At 67.6% G+C, this 21,711-nt stretch carries 25 protein-coding genes; 11 read left to right on the plus strand and 14 right to left on the minus strand.

What is annotated here, in order from left to right:
• Nucleotides 1–6: 6 nt before the first annotated feature.
• The 4 genes from SD37_RS43270 to SD37_RS31740 all read right to left on the minus strand — a co-directional run bounded on the left by SD37_RS43270 (nt 7) and on the right by SD37_RS31740 (nt 1,401).
• Entirely contained in the window at nt 7–150 is a 144-nt protein-coding gene (locus tag SD37_RS43270; protein ID WP_167369672.1) for a hypothetical protein, read from the minus strand.
• Between the two features lie 166 nt (nt 151–316).
• The gene (locus tag SD37_RS31730) at nt 317–535 is read right to left on the minus strand and encodes a hypothetical protein (RefSeq protein ID WP_037317184.1); all 219 of its coding nucleotides are present in this window, start codon (nt 533–535) and stop codon (nt 317–319) included.
• The gene (locus tag SD37_RS31735; protein ID WP_044852046.1) at nt 532–774 is read right to left on the minus strand and encodes a hypothetical protein; all 243 of its coding nucleotides are present in this window, start codon (nt 772–774) and stop codon (nt 532–534) included. The genes SD37_RS31730 and SD37_RS31735 overlap by 4 nt, the downstream gene beginning before the upstream one ends.
• A 288-nt stretch (nt 775–1,062) precedes the next feature.
• On the minus strand, nt 1,063–1,401 hold the full coding sequence (locus SD37_RS31740; protein ID WP_044852045.1) for a hypothetical protein: 339 nt from the start codon (nt 1,399–1,401) through the stop codon (nt 1,063–1,065).
• 110 nt (nt 1,402–1,511) lie between these two features.
• On the opposite strand from SD37_RS31740, the gene SD37_RS31745 reads away from it, so the two are divergent.
• Entirely contained in the window at nt 1,512–2,300 is a 789-nt protein-coding gene (locus SD37_RS31745; protein ID WP_044852044.1) for a GntR family transcriptional regulator, read from the plus strand.
• A 399-nt stretch (nt 2,301–2,699) separates the two neighbouring features.
• Nucleotides 2,700–3,146 carry a GntR family transcriptional regulator gene (locus tag SD37_RS43545; RefSeq protein ID WP_083255135.1) on the plus strand — a complete coding sequence of 149 codons (447 nt, stop codon included), beginning with the start codon at nt 2,700–2,702 and terminating at the stop codon, nt 3,144–3,146.
• A gap of 502 nt (nt 3,147–3,648) precedes the next feature.
• Here the strand turns inward: SD37_RS43545 and SD37_RS31750 are convergent.
• Nucleotides 3,649–4,302 carry a hypothetical protein gene (locus tag SD37_RS31750; protein ID WP_044852076.1) on the minus strand — a complete coding sequence of 218 codons (654 nt, stop codon included), beginning with the start codon at nt 4,300–4,302 and terminating at the stop codon, nt 3,649–3,651.
• A gap of 434 nt (nt 4,303–4,736) precedes the next feature.
• Nucleotides 4,737–5,636, minus strand: coding sequence for an SDR family oxidoreductase (locus SD37_RS31755; protein ID WP_044855901.1), 900 nt, complete (start codon nt 5,634–5,636; stop codon nt 4,737–4,739).
• Between the two features lie 107 nt (nt 5,637–5,743).
• Here SD37_RS31755 and SD37_RS31760 point away from each other — a divergent pair, with 107 nt between their 5' ends.
• Nucleotides 5,744–6,349, plus strand: coding sequence for a TetR family transcriptional regulator (locus tag SD37_RS31760; RefSeq protein WP_044855900.1), 606 nt, complete (start codon nt 5,744–5,746; stop codon nt 6,347–6,349).
• Here SD37_RS31760 and SD37_RS31765 read toward each other — a convergent pair.
• Nucleotides 6,329–6,739 carry a MarR family transcriptional regulator gene (locus tag SD37_RS31765; RefSeq protein ID WP_044855899.1) on the minus strand — a complete coding sequence of 137 codons (411 nt, stop codon included), beginning with the start codon at nt 6,737–6,739 and terminating at the stop codon, nt 6,329–6,331. The two genes, SD37_RS31760 and SD37_RS31765, sit on opposite strands and share 21 nt — an antisense overlap.
• An 87-nt stretch (nt 6,740–6,826) precedes the next feature.
• On the opposite strand from SD37_RS31765, the gene SD37_RS31770 reads away from it, so the two are divergent.
• The 4 genes from SD37_RS31770 to SD37_RS31785 all read left to right on the plus strand — a co-directional run bounded on the left by SD37_RS31770 (nt 6,827) and on the right by SD37_RS31785 (nt 10,192).
• Complete coding sequence (locus tag SD37_RS31770; protein ID WP_256376527.1) at nt 6,827–7,903, plus strand: substrate-binding domain-containing protein; 1,077 nt, start codon at nt 6,827–6,829, stop codon at nt 7,901–7,903.
• 84 nt (nt 7,904–7,987) lie between these two features.
• Entirely contained in the window at nt 7,988–8,626 is a 639-nt protein-coding gene (locus SD37_RS31775; protein ID WP_044855897.1) for an AmiS/UreI family transporter, read from the plus strand.
• On the plus strand, nt 8,613–9,623 hold the full coding sequence (locus SD37_RS31780) for an aliphatic amidase (RefSeq protein ID WP_044855896.1): 1,011 nt from the start codon (nt 8,613–8,615) through the stop codon (nt 9,621–9,623). Before SD37_RS31775 ends, SD37_RS31780 begins: the two co-directional genes overlap by 14 nt.
• A 104-nt stretch (nt 9,624–9,727) precedes the next feature.
• Nucleotides 9,728–10,192 carry an SRPBCC family protein gene (locus SD37_RS31785; protein ID WP_044855895.1) on the plus strand — a complete coding sequence of 155 codons (465 nt, stop codon included), beginning with the start codon at nt 9,728–9,730 and terminating at the stop codon, nt 10,190–10,192.
• 92 nt (nt 10,193–10,284) lie between these two features.
• On the opposite strand, the gene SD37_RS31790 is transcribed toward SD37_RS31785, so the two are convergent.
• Nucleotides 10,285–11,688 carry an MFS transporter gene (locus tag SD37_RS31790; RefSeq protein WP_044855894.1) on the minus strand — a complete coding sequence of 468 codons (1,404 nt, stop codon included), beginning with the start codon at nt 11,686–11,688 and terminating at the stop codon, nt 10,285–10,287.
• A gap of 130 nt (nt 11,689–11,818) precedes the next feature.
• Here SD37_RS31790 and SD37_RS31795 point away from each other — a divergent pair, with 130 nt between their 5' ends.
• The gene (locus SD37_RS31795) at nt 11,819–12,247 is read left to right on the plus strand and encodes a winged helix-turn-helix transcriptional regulator (protein WP_081736578.1); all 429 of its coding nucleotides are present in this window, start codon (nt 11,819–11,821) and stop codon (nt 12,245–12,247) included.
• A gap of 8 nt (nt 12,248–12,255) precedes the next feature.
• The gene (locus tag SD37_RS31800; protein ID WP_044855893.1) at nt 12,256–13,248 is read left to right on the plus strand and encodes an ROK family transcriptional regulator; all 993 of its coding nucleotides are present in this window, start codon (nt 12,256–12,258) and stop codon (nt 13,246–13,248) included.
• Here the strand turns inward: SD37_RS31800 and SD37_RS31805 are convergent.
• The 6 genes from SD37_RS31805 to ligD (SD37_RS31830) all read right to left on the minus strand — a co-directional run bounded on the left by SD37_RS31805 (nt 13,226) and on the right by ligD (SD37_RS31830) (nt 19,628).
• Nucleotides 13,226–14,614 (minus strand): amino acid permease, encoded by a 1,389-nt coding sequence (locus SD37_RS31805; protein WP_044855892.1) that lies wholly within the window; start codon nt 14,612–14,614, stop codon nt 13,226–13,228. The two genes, SD37_RS31800 and SD37_RS31805, sit on opposite strands and share 23 nt — an antisense overlap.
• 34 nt (nt 14,615–14,648) lie before the next feature.
• Nucleotides 14,649–16,013, minus strand: coding sequence for a pyridoxal phosphate-dependent decarboxylase family protein (locus SD37_RS31810; protein WP_044855891.1), 1,365 nt, complete (start codon nt 16,011–16,013; stop codon nt 14,649–14,651).
• 77 nt (nt 16,014–16,090) lie between these two features.
• Complete coding sequence (locus SD37_RS31815) at nt 16,091–16,636, minus strand: MarR family winged helix-turn-helix transcriptional regulator (protein WP_145926993.1); 546 nt, start codon at nt 16,634–16,636, stop codon at nt 16,091–16,093.
• A 125-nt stretch (nt 16,637–16,761) separates the two neighbouring features.
• Complete coding sequence (locus SD37_RS31820) at nt 16,762–17,034, minus strand: hypothetical protein (protein ID WP_044855890.1); 273 nt, start codon at nt 17,032–17,034, stop codon at nt 16,762–16,764.
• 61 nt (nt 17,035–17,095) lie between these two features.
• Nucleotides 17,096–18,586: a glycoside hydrolase family 28 protein gene (locus SD37_RS31825; protein ID WP_044855889.1), complete on the minus strand. Its 1,491-nt coding sequence runs from the start codon at nt 18,584–18,586 to the stop codon at nt 17,096–17,098.
• Nucleotides 18,587–18,710: 124 nt separating this feature from the next.
• Nucleotides 18,711–19,628 (minus strand): non-homologous end-joining DNA ligase, encoded by a 918-nt coding sequence (gene ligD, locus SD37_RS31830; protein WP_145926778.1) that lies wholly within the window; start codon nt 19,626–19,628, stop codon nt 18,711–18,713.
• Between the two features lie 46 nt (nt 19,629–19,674).
• On the opposite strand from ligD (SD37_RS31830), the gene ligD (SD37_RS31835) reads away from it, so the two are divergent.
• Nucleotides 19,675–20,640: a non-homologous end-joining DNA ligase gene (ligD, locus tag SD37_RS31835; protein WP_044855887.1), complete on the plus strand. Its 966-nt coding sequence runs from the start codon at nt 19,675–19,677 to the stop codon at nt 20,638–20,640.
• A gap of 237 nt (nt 20,641–20,877) precedes the next feature.
• Nucleotides 20,878–21,696 carry a DUF4097 family beta strand repeat-containing protein gene (locus SD37_RS31840; RefSeq protein ID WP_044855886.1) on the plus strand — a complete coding sequence of 273 codons (819 nt, stop codon included), beginning with the start codon at nt 20,878–20,880 and terminating at the stop codon, nt 21,694–21,696.
• The last annotated feature ends 15 nt before the right edge of the window (nt 21,697–21,711 follow it).

Consider the following 21,711-nt stretch of genomic DNA (forward strand, 5'->3'; position numbering starts at 1 on the left):
CGCCCGTCATCGCTTCCCCCGCGTGCCGACCACCGCCAGCAACCCCAGGACCAGAGCAACCACCCCGGCCACCGGCATCGCGATTACCAGTGCCGCGACCAGGAGCAGCCACAGCGGGTAGAATGTCGCCTTTGCGAAACTCGTCTCCATCACATTCCTCACATTCGCCATTGGCGACCGCACACGTTGCAGGTCGCGATACGCGTGGGGGACAACCAGAAATTTGCCGAACACACGTGATTGGTCTCAGGAACTCCGCTTCGGGCCGTTAGGGTCGAACGATGAAAGACCACTCCGCAGAGCGTCCACAGCAGACTTAGCCATTGCTCTTCACTCCTTCCACGCTTTTTCCGATCGCGTGAATTTCCTGGTTGATTCCGATCAGTTCTTCGATCACTCGATTAGTCCGAGACCGCGCATCAGAGTCCACTCCGCGCGCCAAGCTCACCGCCTGGTCCAGCTCTCGGATCACTTCGCGGACTCCGCGATAGGTGCTCTCGTACGCGCCGAGGAGGAGGCTCACGCGTTCGTTCACTTCTCCTTCCTCCGGTCTTCATAGGTCTCGACATCTCCGAGGCGGCGACGAATCGCGCCAAGTTCGGCGGTTACATTTCCCAGGTCATCGAGCATCCTGCGGTTCGCGAGACGGGAATCCCGGTCCGCGATCTCCACCAGCGTCGCCACCTCTTCCAAGTTGCGCGCAGCACTTTGCAGCGCCTTGAACGCCCCGTCGTACGCCTCCACGATTTCAGCCTTCAGTACTTTCGTGATCATTCGTCGTTCCCTCCGGTCGACCAATCCCCTTCCGTCAAGTGCAGCCAAGGCCACTCATTCAACTGTGCAGCCAAAATTTCGTGCTCACCCATCTTTAAACCCTTCACTTCGTCTATGACGGATACACCCGCCGGTTCCTGACGAGATGGGGTCAGGAACCAAAGCGCGTAGCCGTATTAGGCGCGTTTTTGGGCATAGTTAGGCTCACTATGTATTTATCAATGATCAGAAGAATTCAATGCCCGAATGGGCAGATTGCCGATTTGGCGGTATTGATGCGACGCGTGATCAGATCAGCGGCTTCATTCCGGCCGCACCCCAGGCGACACCCGAGACGGTCTCACCCCGGTCGTTCTTGAACGAGTACGGCGTCACGCGCGGGTCGATCAACTCGACGCGGGTCATGTCGTCTTCCGAGAAGCCCTCGCCGGGGTCGGCATCGAGGGTCACGCGGATCTCCTCGCCCTTCTCGCCCTTGGCCTTCACCATGAGCGCCACCACGAACTTGGCGTTGCCCTCGCGGTCGGTCACGGTCTCGTCGCGGCCGTCGACCTTGCGCATCTTCATCTCCGGGTTCTCCGAGACCGTGAGCCGGTAGCCCGCCAGGTTCACCGGGATGTTCCTCATGTCTGCCTCCTCGTAGCTGGTATCGTGTTACATATCTACTATGTGCTGACAGACCAGGTAAGTCAACGCATACCAACTTACTCACTCGAATGGACTAAGGACGGCAGGCCATGAGCAGCAATGACCGAAGTGCCACGAAGCCCGCTCCGCAGTACATGCAGATCGCGGAGGATCTACGTCAGCAGATCCGCGTTGGCCTTCTTCCGGTCGACGGACCCGTGCCGAGCGCTGCTGCTCTCTGCAAGCAGCACGACGTCAGCATGATCACGAGCAAGAAGGCACTTCAGCTCTTGCAGAGCGAAGGTCTGCTCTACAGCGTTCCCGGGAAGGGGACCTTCGTTGCCGAGATGAAGCGAATGGTCCGAACCATGCCGTTCCGTCACTTCCAGGCAGCCGAGAGGACCTACGTTCATGAGGCTGGGAGGGCGGGACGAACGCCAACCGCAGAGCATGAGACCCGGGTCATTGACGCACCTGACTGGGTCGCGCGGCGACTTGAGATTCAGCTCGGGGATGCCGTCACTGAGACCAAGTACCAGATCTCGGCAGACGGTCGCCCAATGAGCATGTCGACGTCGTGGGAGCCGCGCAGCATCACCGGAGGTACCAGCATCGAGCATCCGCACGAGGGGCCGCACGCCACACATGGGCTCAATGCCCGGTTCGCTGCCATCGGCTGGACGCTCGCCCAAATCGAAGAGAACCTTGTAGTTCGTGAACCAACAACCATCGAGGTTGGAACCCTCGCGATCCCTCCGGGTGTCGCGGTCGTCGAGATCAGGCAGACTGTGCGTGCAACGCATGACGACACCGATGACCTTGTCCCCATCGAGGCCGCAGACATCGTCTTTCCGAGCGATCGATACGAGTTCACGTACCTCATGGACCGACCCAGGTAGGACGACCGAATGAGCCACCATGCCGAAGCCGAAGATGCGCCTTACGTCACGGACGCTCTGGGTTCAGTCGACCCGGAGCGTCCGTACGGCGAGGCGACACCGCATGAGGTCATTCCTGACTTTGGAGAGACGTACCCGGTCCGGCTAAACGGATGCCCCAACTGTGGGTATCGCGACGTGGCTTTCACGGCGTCGCGGTGCTACCACTGCAAAGCCAAGTTCACCCCGGCGAGCGACCTGCCGCCCCGCGCTACTTAAGGGCTTCGAGCCCCAGCAGCGGTACCGTTCAGTTCGAAACACCCCTTGATCGCAACGTGGGCCAAACCTCGCGATCAAGGGGTGTTTCCCTGGATGGGGCCTACAGTTGGGCGGTCCGGTGGATGTGAAGGGGGCAAATTCATGGCTGAACCGGCATACGTGACCATTGCGGATGCCTACGCACGCCGTATCCGCGATGGAGAGCTCTCGCCCGGGAGCCAGCTTCCAAGCTATCCGGAGATCGCGAGCGAGTACGGAGTGTCCGACATTGTCGTTCGGAAAGCCCTAGGTCTCTTGCAAAGTCAGGGCCTAATTCGGTCCGTCCGACGTCGCGGTGTCTTCGTCGCCGATCCGGAGAATCTCGCCCTCCCGCCCGTCGAACGCCAGCCGCATCACAGCGCGACGTCGGATGATGAGTCCAATCAGGACGCTACGCGGGAGTCATTGAACGACTACGCGCGCGCACTCGACGATCTCCGCGAGACGCAAGTCAGGCAGCATGCCGAGACGCTCCGAAGCTTCGCCGAGGTCAATCAGGGCATAGCCGAGATCAATACTCTGCTGCGGGCTTTGATCGACAAGGCCTGACGCCGCGTCCGGTCGCCCGTCATGACGCTCGCGTGTTCAGAGTTTCATTACTTGTTCAAGGCGGCCCCTCCGGGGCCGCTGGCCAGGGTGTTTGATCCACGGGCAAGCCCCGCCGGGGCGTGCGGGCTGGCGCCCGGTCCCCGGCGGTCGCCCGTGGAAAAGCCAGCCAGCGACCCACCCGTCGGAGGGGCCGTCAACAAGGGTTCGAACCGTGGACCAGGGAATACGGCAGTGCCGGCGTGGCCCCGCGGCGAGGTTCCGTCAACAAGCAATGTCCTCGCCGGACGGGCAGGCCTCCGGGATGGGCGAGGAGAGCGCGGAACTCGCGGTCGTGTGTGCTTCCTCGTCCATCCCACCGACCTCCCAGAGGGCTATCACGCCGTGTCAAGGGGGCGGCAGGCAGGCAAGCGCGCCTAGGTTGATGCGTGCCCCCTTGACACGGCGTGATCGGGCTTGCGCCAGGTCGATGGGATGGACGAGGAAACCCCCACTTGCAGGTGGATCAAAGCAACTCCCACTCCCCCATGAGATGCGCTGTTGCCGCGCCGCCCATCCCGTGTTCCGTCAGATGGCCGTTGGGATGACGTGCCCATGGAACCTCCGCCGCATCCCTGAACGACAACCCGACGCTGACTTTGTCCGCAACGAGGTCCGCCCATGACGAAGATCCGAGCTGTCCGAGCTTGCTACCTTCGCGGAGCTGCTTTGACAGCTTCACCCTCCCCATCCCTTTGACCACCCGAATGGGGGTATACAGCTCATCTGCGGCAGTCGCTTCAAGGCTCTTACGAACGCGGACAAGTTCGCGGGCAACACCCGTTGGTCCTAGCGCACTGTAGGGAACCGTGATTGCCTTTTGCAGCCAGTGAATCTGGCAAACCACTGTTACCGCATAGATCGGCAAACCGCTTTGGTTGCCAAACATGATTCGAGGGACGTCACCGTCGGTTTCGATCCAGATTGCAACCTGTGACGCTTGTGCTCGGTGCTGCGCCTTGCGGCGGTCCTCTTCAAGTTGCGTCGCCTGCCGGACTTGCTTCTTGAGATGCTGGACCTGACCAAACGCAGCCTTCGCCGCGAACCCAGCAGCAATCAGGGCTCCGGTCGTACTGACGCCCGCAATCCAATCCGGCAACGTCCCCAACGCGATCGACACAGCATGATCCTACTGTCGCGGACTTGTGCGACCGGGGCGCCAAGACCAGCAAGCCAGCCCATCGTTAACCCATCGCAATCACTGCGAAACCATGACTACCAACGACCGCTGACTCGAATTTCCAAATGCGAACCTTGCTGGTCACGTTGGATATTGACTGTCCACAACAGACAATGACAAGTGTGTCGCTCTAATCTCTAGGTCGCAGGTTCAAGTCCTGCCGGGGGCACGTCGCAGAGGGGAACGGGATGGGAGGGGCCGCACAGGCCCCTCCACCCGCGAAGTGATCCCGCCTACAACCGCACCGGTGGGCAAGTACTCAAGCAAAGCCGGATTCGGTTGCTCATTGACCACACTCACTTTGAGGACGGCACGCGGGTTTCGCCGTCATGGCCCGATATTCGTTGTGGCGAGGGAATTCCGCGCCGGGACGGCTACCGAACCGTCGAGTACGCGCCCCCGGCCAGGTCCTCGACGAGGGTGGGGCCGGTCGGGGTCCAGCCGAGCAGCTCCTGTGTGCCGGTGCTGGTCGCCGCGAGGTTCAGGGTGAAGAACGTGCCGATCCACCCGAAGTGCTCCTGGACGTCGTCCGCCGGGATCGAGGCGACGGGCAGGTCGAACGCGCGGCCGATCGCCTCCGCGATCTCACGGGTCGGCACTCCCTCCTCCGCGACCGCGTGCAGGCGCGCGCCCGAGGGTGCTTTCTCGAGGCCGAGCCGGACCATGCGGGCGGCGTCGGTGACGTGCACGGCGGCCCAGCGGTTGGTTCCGTCGCCGGGATACCCGGAGACGCCCTTCTGCCGGGCGATCCCGGCGAGGATCGCGATGAACCCGTGGTCGCGGGTGCCGTGCACGGTCGGCGAGAACCGCAGGCTCACCGGGTGCACACCGCGGGCGGCGAACTCGAGCGCGAGGTTCTCGCTGCCGCCGCGCGGCGAATCCGGGCCGTGGGCCGGGGAGGCGTCGGCTTCGGTCACCGGCCTTCCCTGCGTGACTCCGGCGATTCCCGACGCCAGCAGGAACGGTCGGCCGCTACCCGCGAGCGCCTCGCCGATGGCCTGGACGGCGGCCCGCTCGGCCGCGTTCGACACGGCCGGGTTGGCGAAGTCGTGCTTGTTCGCGAGATGGATGACGGCCTCGGCCTTCTCGGCGCCGACGCGGAGGCCACCGAGGTCGTCCAGGTCTCCCCTGCGGACGCGGACACCCTTCGCTTCGAGTTTCCCGGCGGACGCGGCCGACCTGGCCAGGCCGCTGACCTCGTGTCCGGTGGCCAGCAGTTCGTCGACGACGGCGGAGCCGATCCAGCCGGAGGCCCCGGTGACGAATACACGCATGACGCGCTCTCCTTCAGCATTGTGGTGATGTCAGCGACAGACGTCAGTCACTGACATCACCACCGTACGCCTGCATGTCAGCCACTGCCATCACTAGACTCGTCCTCATGGCGCGCTGGCAACCGGGAGCCCCGGAGCGGCTACAGAAGGCCGCGCTCGAACTGTTCACGACCCGTGGGTTCGAACAGACGACCGCGGCGGAGATCGCGCAGGCGGTCGGATTGACCGAGCGCACCTTCTTCCGCCACTTCAGCGACAAGCGCGAGGTGCTCTTCCACGGTCAGCAGCTGCTGGTCCAGGCGTTCGTCGACGGCGTGGCCGCCGCCCCACCGGAGGCGTCGCCGCTCGAAGTGGTCGCCTTCGCCCTGCGGTCGGTGTCGCACTTCTTCCCGGACGAGCGCCGCCCGCAGTCCCGCACGCGCCAGTCCGTGATCGACCGGCATCCCGCGCTGCGAGAACGGGAGCGGCACAAGATGACCACCCTCGCCACGACGGTCGCCGACGCGCTCCGTACCCGGGGTGTCGGCGAACTCCAGGCGAAGCTGGCGGCGGAGTCGGGCATGACCGTGTTCGGGATCTCGTTCGTCCTGTGGCTTCGCGAAAGCGAGGAAAGATCCCTCGCCGACATCACGGACGAGGTGTTCGGCGAACTGCTGGACCTGGCAGGCGAGGCGGCCGACGGCGTTCGCGCCTCAGTCGCCAAGGCTCCGTAACGCCACGAGTACTTCGTCAGCGACGTCGAGCCGGGCTTCCACCTCCGACACCTTCGCGGCCACTCGCCGGTACGTGGCCCGGCCGCGGGCACTGAGGTGGACGAGCACCCGGCGCCTGTCGGCGGCGTCGACCTCGCGATAGGCCTGCGCGGTGGTCACCAGTTTGTCGACCACCCTGGTGAGGGTCGGCCCAGTGGCCAGTGTCCGGTCGGCGAGATCGGCCATGGCGAGGCCACCCTTCCCGCTCAGCACGTCCAGCACCAGCCATTGGTCGAGGGTCAGGCCTTCCTTGGCGAGCACCTCTTCCACCCTGGCGGCGACGGCGCGCGCGGCACGGGTGAGCGAGCCGGTCAGCGACAGTCCGGCGGTCGCGACGCCGCGTGTCCCCATATCCCGTCCCCTTGCCAAAACCGGACACCCTCGCAATACTTCCAGGTGAAAGTATTTTGACCTTACCGGGCCACCGCACGGAGCGCCATGCCCCCACGTCTCGCCACGCGGTCCCGCGACGACACCTGGCGGGTGGCCATGGTGGTCCCGTTGCGGGGGCCCGCCGGGCTGTTCGGCCCGTCCTGCGAGGCGATCACCGAGCTGGCCGTCCACGAACTCAACGAAGCGGGCGGCATCCTCGGCAGGCGGGTCGAGGCCGAAGTGGTCGACGGCGGCGGCACGCCGGCGCAAGTGGCGGGCGACCTGCGGCGGCTCGTCGAGGACGGCCGGGTCGACGCGGTGAGCGGCTGGCACATCTCGTCGGTGCGGCACGCGCTCGCGCCGGTCGTGGCCGACAGGGTGCCGTACGTGTACACCTCGCTCTACGAAGGCGGCGAGCGCCGCTCGGGCATCTTCTGCACCGGCGAGACACCGCGCTGTCAGATCGAACCGGCGTTGCGCTGGCTGCGCGACCAGCTCGGCCTCCGGCGCTGGTTCGTCGTGGGCGACGATTACGTCTGGCCGCGCCGGTCGGCGCTGGCGATCCGGCAGTACGCCAAGGAACTCGACCTGACCATCACCGGCGAAGCGTTCGTGGGACTCGGCGCGGGCGATATGTCCACAGTGGTCCGTTCGGTCGAACAGTCCACAAGCGACGGTGTGCTCATGTTGCTGGTCGGGCAGGACGCGGTGCGCTTCAACCGCGCCTTCGCCGCACGCGGGCTCAGCGAGCGGCTGGTCCGGTTCAGCCCACTGATGGAGGAGAACATGCTCCTCGCGAGCGGCGCGAACGCCACCGGCCGCCTCTATGTCTCCGCCGCCTACTTCCGGTCCATGGTCACCGCCGACGCGATGGACCTGCTCGGCCGGTACGTCGACCGGAACGGCCCGGGCGCCCCGGCGCTGAACAACGCCGCCGAATCCTGTTACGAGGGGCTGCACACGCTGGCGGAACTCGTCCGCCGGGCGGGTACGCCGGAGTTGCCCGCGCTCAACGCGGCGATCGACGGCGTCGCCTACCACGGGCCGCGCGGCACGGTCGAGTTCCGCGGGCGGCAGGCCGACCAGCACGTCCATCTCGCGGTCGCCGACGGCTACGACTTCGAAGTCCTCACCCGGCTCTGAAATCCGCACTCTTGACTCGCCACGGCACACCACATACTTTCATTTGAAATTATTCCAAGTGACGTCGATTACCCGGAGGTGAGCATGGGCGACGTGGGCCTGCTCTACGTCGGCGCCGCCTTGATGGTCAACGGCCTGATGCTGCTCGGCCGGATACCGCCCCGGTCGGCGGCGGTGCTGAACCTGTTCGTGGGCGCACTGCAGTGCCTCACCCCGACCGTGCTGATCCTCCAGGCGGCCGGGGATCCGGACGCGATCCTCGCCGCGTCCGGCCTGTACCTGTTCGGCTTCACCTACCTGTACGTCGGTATCGCGAACCTTGCCGGCCTCTCCCCCGAAGGCATCGGCTGGTTTTCGCTCTTCGTGGCGGGCGCCGCCACGGTGTACGCGGGAATCGCGTTCTGGCACGACCACGATCCGGTGTTCGGTGTCATCTGGCTGTCCTGGGCGCTGTTGTGGACGTTGTTCTTCCTGGTGCTCGGCCTCGGCATGGAGCGGCTGACGCGGTTCACCGGCTGGACCGTCCTCCTGCTCAGCCAGCCGACCTGTTCGGTGCCCGCCTTCCTCGGCCTCACCGGCGCCTACCGCAGCGACGGCGGCACCGCACTGCTGGCGGCCGCGATCCTGGCGGCACTGGTCGCGGCGAGCGTGGTGCTCACCTCGCGGCGGCCGCTGCCGTCCTCGAATCCCACCGAGATAAGGAGTTCTCATGCGACACGGTGACATTTCCGCGAGCCCGGACACGGTCGGCGTCGCGGTGGTCAACTACAAGATGCCGCGGCTGCACACCAAGGCCGAGGTCCTCGCCAACGCCCGCAAGATCGCCGAAATGGTGGTGGGCATGAAAACCGGCCTCCCCGGGATGGATCTGGTGGTGTTCCCGGAGTACTCGACCCAGGGCATCATGTACGACCCCAAGGAGATGTACGAGACCGCGGCGACCATTCCCGGTGAGGAGACCGAGATCTTCGCCGCCGCCTGCCGGGAGGCGCGGACGTGGGGCGTCTTCTCCATCACCGGCGAGCGGCACGAGGATCATCCCCGCAAGCCTCCGTACAACACCCTCGTGCTCATCAACGACGCCGGCGAGATCGTCCAGAAATACCGCAAGATACTGCCGTGGTGCCCGATCGAGGGCTGGTACCCCGGCGACGAGACCTACGTCAGCGACGGGCCCAAGGGCATGAAGATCTCGCTGATCATCTGCGACGACGGGAACTATCCGGAGATCTGGCGGGATTGCGCGATGAAGGGCGCCGAGCTGATCGTCCGCTGCCAGGGGTACATGTACCCGGCCAAGGAACAGCAGGTGCTGATGGCCAAGGCGATGGCGTGGGCCAACAACTGTTACGTGGCCGTGGCGAACGCCGCCGGATTCGACGGCGTGTACTCGTATTTCGGCCATTCCGCGATCATCGGCTTCGACGGCCGCACACTCGGCGAGACCGGCGAGGAGGAATACGGGATCCAGTACGCGCAGCTGTCCGTTTCGGCGATCCGGGACGCACGGACCTACGACCAGTCGCAGAACCACATTTTCAAGCTGCTGCACCGTGGTTACACCGGCGTTCAGGACGCGGACGAGGGCGACAAGGGGGTCGCGGACTGCCCGTTCGACTTCTACAAGCTCTGGGTGACCGACGCGAAGAAGGCGCAGGAGAAAGTCGAGTCGATCACCCGCGACACGATCAGTCCTCGTCACCCAGGATCAGCACGGTGAGGCGAATCCCGCGCGACTTGTGAAGCGGCTCGTGAGTGGTAATGACGGTTCTAACCGTCATTACCACTCACGACCCACTGCGAGCCGCCCCTAGACTCGTGGCCATGGACAGGATCGACCGCGGCAGCCGGGTGATGGGCGCGGCACCCGCGACCGTCTACAACGCTCTGCTCGACCGCGAAGCCCTGCGGTCGTGGCTGCCACCGCAAGGGATGCGCGGCCGGATCGACCGGTGGGATCCCCGCCCTGGCGGTGGTTTCCGGATGACCCTCACCTATCTCGACGCCTCCGAAAGCCCCGGCAAATCCTCGGACGCCACCGACGTCGTCGAGATCGCCTTCGCCGAACTGGTGCCGCCCAAGCGCGTGGTGCAGCGGGCGGTGTTCGAGGCCGAGGACCCGGCTTTCGCGGGAACCATGACGATGGTCTGGGAGCTCGCCGCGGCGGGTGACGGCACCGAGGTGACCGTCACCGCCACGGATGTCCCGCCGGGCATCGGCCAAGCCGACCATGAGGCCGGAATCGCGTCCTCGCTGGCCAACCTGGCCGCCTACGTCGAAGCCAGATGAGCCGGGCTCAGCCCACGACATCCACCGACGAGAGTACACAGTGGACACTGGCGCGCTCATCTACAGCTCGGCCGCCGTGATGGTCCCTTTTCTCACGCCCGCGCCACACGATCCCGCTCCCTCGTGGCCGGCCCGGACCTCCACCCGGCGGCGATGATCACCGCGGCGACGGCGGCCAGCGTCACCGGCACGGCCAGCGCCGCGCGGAAACCACCGAGCGCGGCCTCCGGGGAGCCACCCGCGCCGAGGACGGCGACGTTCACCGCGGTCACCGCGGACAGCCCGAGCGCCGCGCCGAACTGGAAGGCCGTGTACAGCAGGCCGCCCGCCAGTCCCTGTTCGACCTCGGCGATGCCGTCGGTGGCGACGATCGTCAGCGGACCGTAGGCCAGCGCGAACCCGAGCCCGAGGATGATCATCGACGGGAACATCGCCGCGTACGTCCAGTCGAGACCCAGCGGCGTGAAGAGCGCGTACGCCAGGGTGGCGAGCACGAGGCCGCCGAAGATCACCCGCGTGTTGCCGAATTTCGCCACCAGCCGCGGGGTCAGCGTCGGCGCGAGCACAGCGTCGATCCCGACCACCAGCAGCGCCAGGCTCGTTTCGAGCGTCGACCAGCCCCGCAGTTCCTGCAGGTACAGCGTGACCAGGAACTGGAACCCGAAGAACGAGCCCGCGAAGAGCAGCGCGGCGGCGTTCGCCCGCACCAGCCGTCCAGACTTCAGGATGCCCAGCCGCACCAGCGGGGCGGGTGAGCGGCGTTCGATGGCGACGAAGGCCGCGAGCGCTGCCACTCCCCCGGCGAAGGACGCGATCGTCCAGCCCCAGCCCTGTCCGGGATGTTCCAGCCGGACCACGGCGTAGGCGATCAGCAGCATCGCCGTGGTCACGGTGACCGCTCCGGCGAGGTCCAGGCGCCGCGGCACGCGATCCCGTCCGGCGGGTTCCTTGATGAGCCAGAGCGCGGCGAGCAGGATCAAGGCCGAGAGGATGACCGGCGTGAAGAACACCCACCGCCAGTCGATCCGGGCCAGCAGCCCGCCGATGACCAGGCCCAGCGAGAACCCGCCCGCGGCCGTACCGGCGTAGAAGAGCAGCGCCTTGTTCCGCTTCGGTCCCTCTTCGAAGCTCGTGGTGATGATCGACAGGCCCGCCGGTGTCATGAAGGCCGCCGCGACCCCGGTGACGAACCGGGCGAGCAGCAGCATCCAGCCCTCGGTCGCGAATCCGCCGAGCCCGGAGAACACGAGGAACACCACCAGCCACAGCAGGAACATGCGGCGGCGGCCGTACAGGTCGGCTGCCCGGCCGCCCAGGAGCATGAACCCGCCGTACCCGAGCACATAGGCACTCACCACGCCGCTCAGCGTCGCGGTCGACAGGCCGAGTTCGGCCCGGATGGACGGCAGCGCCACGTTCAGCATCGCGACGTCGATGCCCTCCAGGAAGATGGCGCCGCACAGCACCAGGAGCACACCCCAGGCCCGTCCGCCCATCCGGTCGGCGGCGCGCGGCGGTGTTCGCGTTGTGATCAAGTCGGATCTCCCTCAGTGGACACGCGACCGACGGTTACTCATCGGCCGGTCAGTTCCCTCTTGTAACCAAGGGGATCTTCCGTCACCATCGATGACCATGGAAGAAGGCACTTTGAACTCACCCAGTCGTTGTGAACTCACCGAGGCGGACTACGAGGCCTTCCAGTGGGACACCCGCGAGGACTGTGAGGTCCGCCAGATCCTGGACCGGGTGGCGGACAAGTGGTCTCTCCTGGTCATCGCGCTGCTCGACCGGAACACCCTCCGGTTCACCGAGCTGAAGGACAAGATCGACGGCATCAGCCAGCGCATGCTCACCACCACGCTGCGGCACCTGGAACGCGACGGGCTCGTCGAGCGGACCGTCTACCCGGTCGTGCCGCCCCGGGTCGAGTACGCGCTGACGCCGCTGGGCATGACGCTGCACAAGACGATCCGCTCGCTGGTCACCTGGACCGAGGAACACCAGAACGAGATCGCCGTCGCGCGCGCCCGGTACGACCGGCGCGTCGGCGCCTGAGGAGCCGCATGGCCAGGCTGTCCGGCGGGGATCCGTCACTGCTGCGGCGGCTCAACGCCATAGCGGTCCTGCGGGCGTTGTACGCGGCCGAAGAACTCACGCTCGCCGAACTGGTCAAGGCGAGCGAGGTCTCCCGGCCGACGGTCGAGGAGATCGCCGCCGACCTCGGCGGGCAGGGGCTGGTCGAGGAGGTCCCACTCGCCCCCGGCGCGCCGCGGCCGGTGGGCAGGCCGGCCAAGCGGTACCGGTTCCGGCCCGAGGCCGGGCACGTCGCCGGGCTCGAGGTCGGCCCGCACAAGGCGTTGTGCCTGGTCGCCGACCTGCGCGGCGACGTCGTCGGCCGGGCAGGGGCCGACCTCACCCCGGAGATGCCCGCCCCCGATCGGCTCGGCGTCGCGCACCGGGTGCTCGGCGCCGCCGTATCGGGCCGCCCGAATCTGCGGGTCCTCGGTGTCGGCACCATCGGGGTGGTGTCCGGCGGCAAGGTCGTCCGCGGCGAACTCCTTCCCGGCTGGACCGGTCTCGACCTGCCCGCGGAATTCGGCGGCGGCTGCCCGGTGCTGGCGGCCGACGACACCAAGCTCGCGACGCTGGCCGAGCACTGGCGCGGGGCCGCGCGCGGCGTCGACGACATGGTCTACGTGCAGGCGGGCCGGACCGTGTCGCTGGGCCTGCTACTGGGCGGGAAGCTGCACACGGGACACCACGACGCGGCGGGCGAGATCGGGATCCTGCGGCGGGCAGGCCGGTACACGTTGCCCGACAGGTTCGTCGAGCTCGTCGCCGCCACCGTGCTCACCGTCGACCCGCAACTGGTGGTGATCGGCGGGGCGGACGACCTGCTGGCGACGCCGCTGCGGGCCGAACTGGCCAGGCTGTGCCTGTTCCCGGTGCGCGTCGAGACGTCGACGCTCGGCGACGACTCGGTGGCGCTCGGCGCGGTGCGGCTGGCGCTCAGCCGCGTCGAGCACGAGTTGTTCAGTGTCGCGGACGTCGCCTGAGCAGGCTGATCACCACGATCAGCACGGCGACCGCGCCACTGGTGAACAGCTGCGTGCGCGCGTCGGCGTCCGTCCACATGAGAATGAGCACACCCGCCATCGCGAGCAGCGCGACCCAGCTGAGCCACGGGAAACCCCACATCCGCACGGGCAGCTCGGCGGCCGTGCCGTCGCGTTCCGCCGCTTTCCGCAGCCGCAGCTGGGAGACGGCGACGAAGATCCAGACCAGCAGGATGTTCGCCCCGATGGCGTTCAGCAGGAACGGCAGGACCCGGTCCGGCGCGAGGAAGTTCAGCAGGACGGCCACGAAGCCGAAGGTGACCGATGCCAGCACCGCCGTCCGGGGGACCCCGGCGCCGGACAGCCGCAGCATGGCGCGCGGCGCCTCACCGCGCGAGGCCAAGGAGAACACCATCCGCGAGGCACCGTAAAGGTTCGCGTTCAGCGCCGAGAGCAGCGACGTCAGCACGACGAAGCTCATCAGCAACGCCGCCGACGGCACCCCGACCTGCTCCAGGACGGTCACGAACGGGCTGGTGTTGGCCGAAGCGGACTCCCACGGCAGCAACAGCACCATCAGCGCGACCGAACCGACGTAGAACAGCAGCAGCCGGACGATCACCGTCCGCGTGGTGCGGCGGATCGAATCCGCCGGGTCGTCGGATTCCGCCGCGGCGATGGTGACCAGTTCCATGCCACCGAAGGAGAACGCGACCGCGAGCAGCCCGGTCAGCACTCCCTGCAGGCCGTTGGGCAGGAAGCCACCGTGCCCGGTGAGGTTGCTCAGGCCGACCGGCGACGTCCCCGGCAGGATCCCGAACACCGCCAGCGTGCCGAGTACCAGGAAGGCGACCACCGCGGTCACCTTGATCGCGCCGAACCAGAACTCGAACTCCCCGAACGAGCGCACGGCGAACAGGTTCACCACGGTGAGCACGGCCATGAACAGCAGCACCCAGGTCCACTGTGGAATCACCGGCAGGAGCCCGTTCGCGATCCCCGCCGCCGCGGTCGCCTCGGCGGCCACCACGACCACCAGCAGCGACCAGTACAGCCAGCCGACGGTGAACCCCGCCCAGCGCCCGAGCGCCTTCTCCGCGTACACCGAGAACGAACCGCTGCTCGGCTCGGCGGCCGCCATCTCGCCCAGCATGCGCATGACCAGCACCATGAGCAGGCCGGCGACCACGTAGGACAGCAGGATGCCGGGTCCGGCGGTCTTGATCCCCGCGCCGGTGCCGACGAACAGGCCGGCGCCGATCGCCCCGCTGATGGCCAGCATCGTGACGTGCCGCCGCCGGAATCCGGTGCCGAGCGACCGGGTCTCCAAGGCGGTCACGGGTTCGGCGGGACCTGGTGCGGGCATGGCGGATCCATTCGTCTGCGGCGGTACGCGGCGCTCAACCGCGGGACAACTCTTCCAGCCGCTCGTGGAGCCGGTCGACGTGGTCCTCGCTTTCGGGCTTCATCAGCACGCTACGCAGGATCCGCGCGCCGTCCGCGTCCGCCTCGGCGCCGGTGTGACGCAGATCGAACTGCCGGTCGCTCACCCGCAGCGTGCCGAGGAACACCGGATCCTTGGCCGCGGCCATGCCGTTGCGCAGGATCCGCGCGCTGTCGGCGTCGATCTTCGACAGGGAAAACGGTTCCGTGCGCGGAAAGTAGGTGACGATGTCGAGTTCCGGCCGCTGGTACAGGTCGAAGCGCTCGGAGTCCTCCAGCAGTTTCGCCCACCGCAGCGCCGCGCGGCGCCCGGCGGCGAGCACCCGGCCCAGCCCGTCGGGAGTGGGCGGCAGCACTCGGAAGGTGAGCCACAACGCCGCGGCGGCCGCACCCGCCCGCGAGCATTCGAGACTGATCTCGCCGAGGTGCAGATCGTCCGAGGTGAAGTAGGTGTACGGCGAATCGTGCAGGTAGAACCGGCCCACCTCGGGATCCTTGAACAGCACCGCGCCGCAGCCATAGGGCTGGAGGCCGTGCTTGTGCGGATCGATGACGATCGAATCGGCCCCGGCGATGGCGAGCCACGGGGCTTCGGGCAGTCCTTCCGGACCGTCCAAACCGGACAGAAGACGGAAGAACCCGCCGTAGGCCGCGTCGACGTGCACGCGGACGCCGTACCGTTCGCGCAGGGCCAGCGCCTCGTGGACCGGTTCCACCGTGCCGAGCGCGGTCGTGCCCGCGGTGAGCACCACGGTGCCGATCTTCCCGGTGCGCACCAGGTCTTCGAGCGCGTCGAGGTCCATCGCGCCGCGGCCGTCGACAGGGACCGTATGACCCTCGACGCCGAGCACACCGCACATCCGGCCGTGCGTGTAATGCGCCTCGGCGCTGTAGGCGATCCCCTTGCCCGGATGCGACTCCCGCGCCACGAACAGCGCTTCGAGGTTCGCCACGGTGCCGCTGGTGGTCAGATGCCCGAGATGCTCCTGGTAGCCGAACATCGTCGCCAGCTGACGGACGACCTCGCGTTCCATCTCGGCGGTCGCGGGGCCGCCGTCGAGCGCGTGGTTGTTGGGATTGACCAGCATCGCGGTGAGGTAGCCGACCACCGCGGCCGGATGCGGCGGTTTGAGCATCTGGCCGGCGTAGGACGGGTGGAAGAACGGGTAGTTGTCCTTCAACCGCTCGGTGAGTTCCTCGAACGCGGTCTCGAACCGCCCGTCGGGGATCTCCAGCGAGGGATGCGGCCGGACGGGGGTGAACGTCTCCGCCCACGCCTCGTTCGACGTCAACGCCTGACCCAGCCAGTACCGGAAGTCCATCGGGGCGCCCTTCGATCGTTCGGCTCCAAAAAACGTAGGAGTCGCCGGAGTGCGCGCGCAACCGTCTTCGGTAGGGGTCAGCCCTCCCGGGTCGCCACCGCCTGGCGCCGTTCCTCGCCCTTCTCCTCCAGTTGCTTGACGATCTCGCGCAGCGAAGCGGCCAGCTGGGTGCACTCCGCCGGACTGAGCCTGTCGGTGACGAAGGCCTCCTCCTGGTTGAACTCCGGGAAGAGCTCGCGCATGAGCCGCTCACCCTCCGGGGTCAGCGCGAGCAGTACCAGCCGTCCGTCGACCGGGTGTTTGCGCCGGGTGACCAGACCGTGCGCTTCCAGTGTCTTCATGACCCCGGTCAAGGTCCCCTTGGTGATCCCGGATTCGGCGGCGACGTGCCGGGTCTCCTTCTCGCCGAAGATCCACACGACCCAGAGCACCACGAACGCGGTCCAGGTCAGGCCCGCGGTGCGCAGGACGGAGTTCTCGAAGTGCAGCCGCACCGCCGTGGCGGCGCGGTGGAGGTTGGCCACCGCCTCCATCCGCTCCCACAGCAGCGGGATCCCGCCCAGTTTGGCCCGCACGGCGTTCTCGGTCTCGGCCAGCGTGTGATACCCGGTCAACAGCCACATCCTCACCGGCCCCGGAGGTACCCGTACGGTGGCGCGCACCCCCGCGCGCCCGTTCCGCCGATCGTAGGCGGAACGGGACGGGGTCCACAGTGGTCTTTTCCGGGGTCTTCGCCGGGTGAGGGCCGTCAGGCCGCGGCGACCAAGGGCTCGACCAGATTCTGTCCTGTTTCGGACAACTCCGCGGGGACGCGGGCGCCGGGGGTACCGTCCCTGGCCGGCCGGATCAGGCCGGCGTGGGCGAGCAGATGGGCGGCGATCTGGTCGCTGCACGGCAGGCCGTCGACGTAGAGATCCGGTTCCTGGCTGACGGTGATTTCAGCGCGGCCTTGTGCCACGGCTCTGAGCATCGCCTGGGCTCGGTATGACAAGCCTTCGGGGTCCTTGGTGTTCTCAGTCATTCGGGGTCACTCCTCTGACCTGAGGATTTCCCGTCTTCCGGGACTCGAAACATGGCCGGGGTCACCGCGTCCGGACGCGCAGCGCCTGGCCTCCGGTCGTCGTACTGCCGGTGACGTTTTGGCCGCTCGTGTTCCGCCAAACGACGTCGTAGCCACCATTGCTGCGGTCCACCCGCACCCCGTCCAGCGCGATGCCGCGGACGTCGTCGGTGAGGAACGCGGGGCGGCCGTCGGCCTTGGCGAACCGGAACTCGCCGCCGGTGAAGCGGATCCCGGCCGCGTGCCGGAGCCAGAAGCCGTACGCCGGGCGCTTGCCGAAGATCCGCGGCGGATAGGTCGTCGACGCCTCCGGCGGGACGAGGTCCGCCTCGGCGGCCGGATGCCCGCCGGGGACGGTGAGCTTCACGTTGTCGAAGGTGACGTTCTCGATCGGCGCTTCGGGGCGGCCGGAAAGGGTGCTGGCGTACTCCGGGTCACCGGGGATGTCCCGGGGCGCGATCAGGTCCGTGCCGGTGATGTCGCGGTAGGTGATGTTCCGGATCCGGCCGGCGGGCGGGTTTCCCGGGCAGCGGGACCGCTTGCCGACGTGAAGGAAGATCGGTGAGGCGGTCTTCCTGAGCGTGATGCCGGTGAAACTGATGTCCTCGATGACCGCGCCGTCCATGGACACCATGCCCAGGCCCGCCTTGGCGGCGCCGGTGATGGTCAGGTTCCGGAACCGCGTGTTCCGGAACCCGCCACAGGTCTCGGAACCGAACTGCACGGCGTTGTTCTCGGTCGAGAGGATCGTGGAGTCGCGGACGATGTTGTCCTCGCTGACGAAGGTCCTGCCGAGCGCGTAGTCGCTCTTGAAGGCGACGGCGTCGTCACTGGCTTCGATCCGGGAGTCGGCGAGTTCGACCCGCGAGCTGTTGATGAAGTTGATGCCGTCCCGGTCCTCGGTGCTGAAGACCTTGACCCGGTTGAGTTTCAGCCCGTCGCAGCCGTTGGCGATCAGCGCGAAATGGCCGCCGCGGCGGAGCGTGACGTCGGCGAAGCTGACGTTCTTGCAGAGCTTGAGCGAGACCAGCTTGTCGGCGACACCGGCGGGGATGTTCTCGCCCGTCTCCAGTTCGTCGTCGCCGTCGATGGTGCCCGCCCCGGTGAACGCCACGTTCTCGACGTTCTCACCGGCGATCAGCGCGTTCCGGAAATGGCTGTGGCCGAAGTCCTGGTAGGCGTCGTACGGATTCGGTTCGGGAGCGTCCATCCCGCTGCCCGAGGCGATGATCTTCGCCCCGGCGCGCAGGTTGAGCGTGATGTCGCTCTTGAGGTGGATGGTCCTGGCCAGGTAGGTCCCCGGCGGGAAGTCGACGACGCCGCCACGTGCCGCGCTGGCGGCGGTGATCGCCTTGTCGATGGCCGGGGAGTCCACGGTCGTGCCGTTCCCCTTGGCCCCGTAGTCCTTGACGTTGAAGGTGGCCGCGGCGGCCGCTCCGGACGGGAGCGCGACGGCCAGACCGGCCACGAGTGAGAAGACGGTGCACAACGCACCGCCGGATCGACGCCTCATGATGGGTGCTGTCCCTTGACTCGCGTGCGGGCCGGGGAGGCGGAACCCGGAGCCGCACTGAACTGGTGTCGATCGCGACCTTAGGAGCGACGCCGCGACCGCGTCAACCGGCCGTTCGGGGCGCTCACCGGGCGGGCACGGGCGCGCGGTGCTCGGTCATGTCCCCGAACAGGTCACCCAGTTCCTCGACGCGTTCGATCACCTGCTCGGCGGTGAACAGCAGATCGGCCGCCTTGCGGCAGGCCTCGACCTCCTCCCAGGTCACCGGCGTGGACACGGTCGGGATGGCGCGCCCGCGCAGGGAATAGGGCGCGATGGTGGTCTTGGCGGTGTTGTTCTGGCTCCAGTCGATGAACACCCGGCCGGGGCGGATCGCCTTCGTCATCCGGGCGACCACGCTTTCCGGTGACCGGCGCGCGAGTTCCTCCGCGACCGCCTTGGCGTACGCGGAGGTGCGTTCGTCGGACCGGGTGCGCACCGGGCAGTACAGCTGCATTCCCTTGTTGCCGCTGGTCTTCGCGTACACCGTCAGGCCGTCGTCGGTGAGCAGTTCGCTGAGCGTCTCGGCGACCCGGCAGCAGTCGACGACGTCCGCGGGCGGACCGGGATCGAGATCGAACACCAGCAGATCGGGTGATTTCCGCGCGCCGCGCGGGCCGACCGTCCACTGTGGAACATGCAGCTCCAGCGCGGCGAGATTGGCCGCCCACATCAGCGTCGGGAGATCGCCGACCACCGGGTAGTCGAGCGTCTCCTCTCCGCCCCGGCGGCCGCGGTTGGTCAGCCGCGCGGTGCGCACCCACTCGGGTGCGTGCCGGGAAACGTTCTTCTCGTAGAACGGTTCGCCGTCGACGCCGTCCGGGAAGCGCCGGAACGTGGCGGCGCGGTCGCGCAGGTGCGGGAGCATGGCGGGGGCGATGCGCCGGTAGTAGTCGAGGACCTCGCGTTTGGTGAAACCGTGCGCCGGGTAGAGCACCTTGTCCAGATTGGACAGCCCCAGCCGCCGTCCCTCGACCTCGACCGTTATCCGCTCTTCAGGCACCCTTCGACGATAGATCACCGGCGCCGTTTCCGGGGTACCGTGAGGCATGAGTACCGTGCCGGACGCGATCGCCCCGATGCTGGCGACCGACGGTGACCTGCCCACCGGCGGGTGGGGGTACGAATACAAATGGGACGGCTACCGCTGCTGCCTGCGCGTCGCCCGAGACGGTGAGACGCGCCTGACCAGCCGTCGCGGCCTCGACATCACCGCGACCTATCCGGACGTCACCGGCGAAGCCCTCGACGGCCGCGAAGCCGTCCTCGACGGCGAGATCGTGGTCCTCGACGACCAGGGACGGCCGAGCTTCCCGCTGCTGCAGACGCGGCACCTCCGCACGCCGGACGCGTCGCTGCTGGAGCGCAGCCCGGTGCACTTCTTCGCCTTCGACGTGCTGCTTCTCGACGGCACCCTCCTGCTCGACGAGCCCTACAGCGCCCGGCGGGAACTGCTCGCCTCCGTGACCCCGGGTGGCCGCCTGGTCATCCCCCCGGGCTACACCGACGACGACATCTCGCCCGACCAGCTCCTCGAAGTCGTCCGGCAGCACGGCCTCGAAGGACTGGTCGCGAAGAAGCTCGACAGCCGCTATTACCCCGGCAAGCGCACGCGGCAATGGATCAAACGGGCGCTGTGGCACACCCAAGAGGTCGTGATCGGCGGCTGGCGGCCCGGCGAAGGACGCCGCTCGGGGACGCTCGGGGCCCTGTTACTGGGGGCGCACGACGAATCCGGCGAGCTGCGGTACATCGGCGACGTCGGGACCGGGTTCAGCGAAAAGGTCCTCGAAGACCTGCACACCCGGCTCGCCCCGCTGGCCAGGAAGAAGCCGCCGTTCGACTCGGCGGTCCCGCGCGACCGGGCCCGGGGCGTGCGCTGGGTGTCGCCGGAGCTGGTCGGCGAGGTCGTGCACCGGAACTGGACCCCGGACGGGCGGTTGCGGCATACGACGTGGCGGGGGTTGCGGGCGGACAAGGCACCCGGGGACGTCGTACTGCCGTCACCGAGTTGACCCGACCCCGGCCGGGCACCCCCCTGCCCTGCCCACCGCGTTTAGCCGACTAAATGCGCTACCAGCGTGCCCCGTCCCGCAGGTCGCGTTTAGTCGGCTAAACGCGGCGAGCGGTGGGCGGGGGGTCCGTCCTTTGTGGATGTCTCCGGCGTGTCAGTGCGGTGGCGGTGCCGTGTCAGTCCGGTCGGCGATCGTTGCCCTCAACACCGAGAGATCACCACCACGAGGGAGAACGAAATGTCTGTCTTCACCACGCCGGAGCCGATCACCGCCACCCTGACCACCGCGGGAGCGCGGGTGCGCGTCTCCGCGAGCGAACGTCCGGACACGGTGGTGCTGGTCGAGCCGATCGACGGCACGAGCAAGTCGGACGTGAAGGTCGCCGAGAACACCAAGGTCGACCTCACCGGGGGCGTACTGACGATCGAGACGAAGAAGGCGGGCGCCAAGGCCGGCTCGGTCGCGATCACGATCCAGGTGCCCACCGGTTCGGAACTGGTCCTGAACACGGCCTGGTCGGACGTGAGCGCCGACGGCCGGTTCGGTGACTGCGTACTGGAGATGGCCTCGGGCCGCGTCCAGGTCGACCGCGTCACGGCGGTGCGGGGGAACGTGACGGCGGGCGAGGTCGAGGTCGGGCACGTCACCGGGACCGTGGACGTCGAGAGCGGCGCGGCCATCGTGCGGATCGGCGAGGCCGAGGGCTCCGTCAGGTGCGCGGGTTCGACCGGGAAGGTCTGGATCGGGCACGCCCGGTCCGCCGTCGACCTCTCCAGCGCGAGCGGGACCTTCGACATCGACCACGCCGACGGCGACGTTGTCGCGAAGGCGGCCGACTGCCCGATCCGGATCGGACGGCTGTCGGGCAGGGAGGCATACCTGGTGAACGCGTCCGGCGGCATCGAGGTCGGCATCGGCAGGGATGCCGCGACGGTGGACGCCGAAAGCACGAAGGGCTCGGTGCGGAACTCCTTTGGTACGGATGGCGTGGGCGGTGCCAGGGTCTTCGCCCGCACGCGGCGCGACGACATCGTCATCCAGCGTGCGACCGCCTGAGCCCTCTGTTTCCGC

It is taken from the genome of Amycolatopsis orientalis (assembly GCF_000943515.2).
Taxonomy (GTDB): Bacteria; Actinomycetota; Actinomycetes; order Mycobacteriales; family Pseudonocardiaceae; genus Amycolatopsis; species Amycolatopsis orientalis.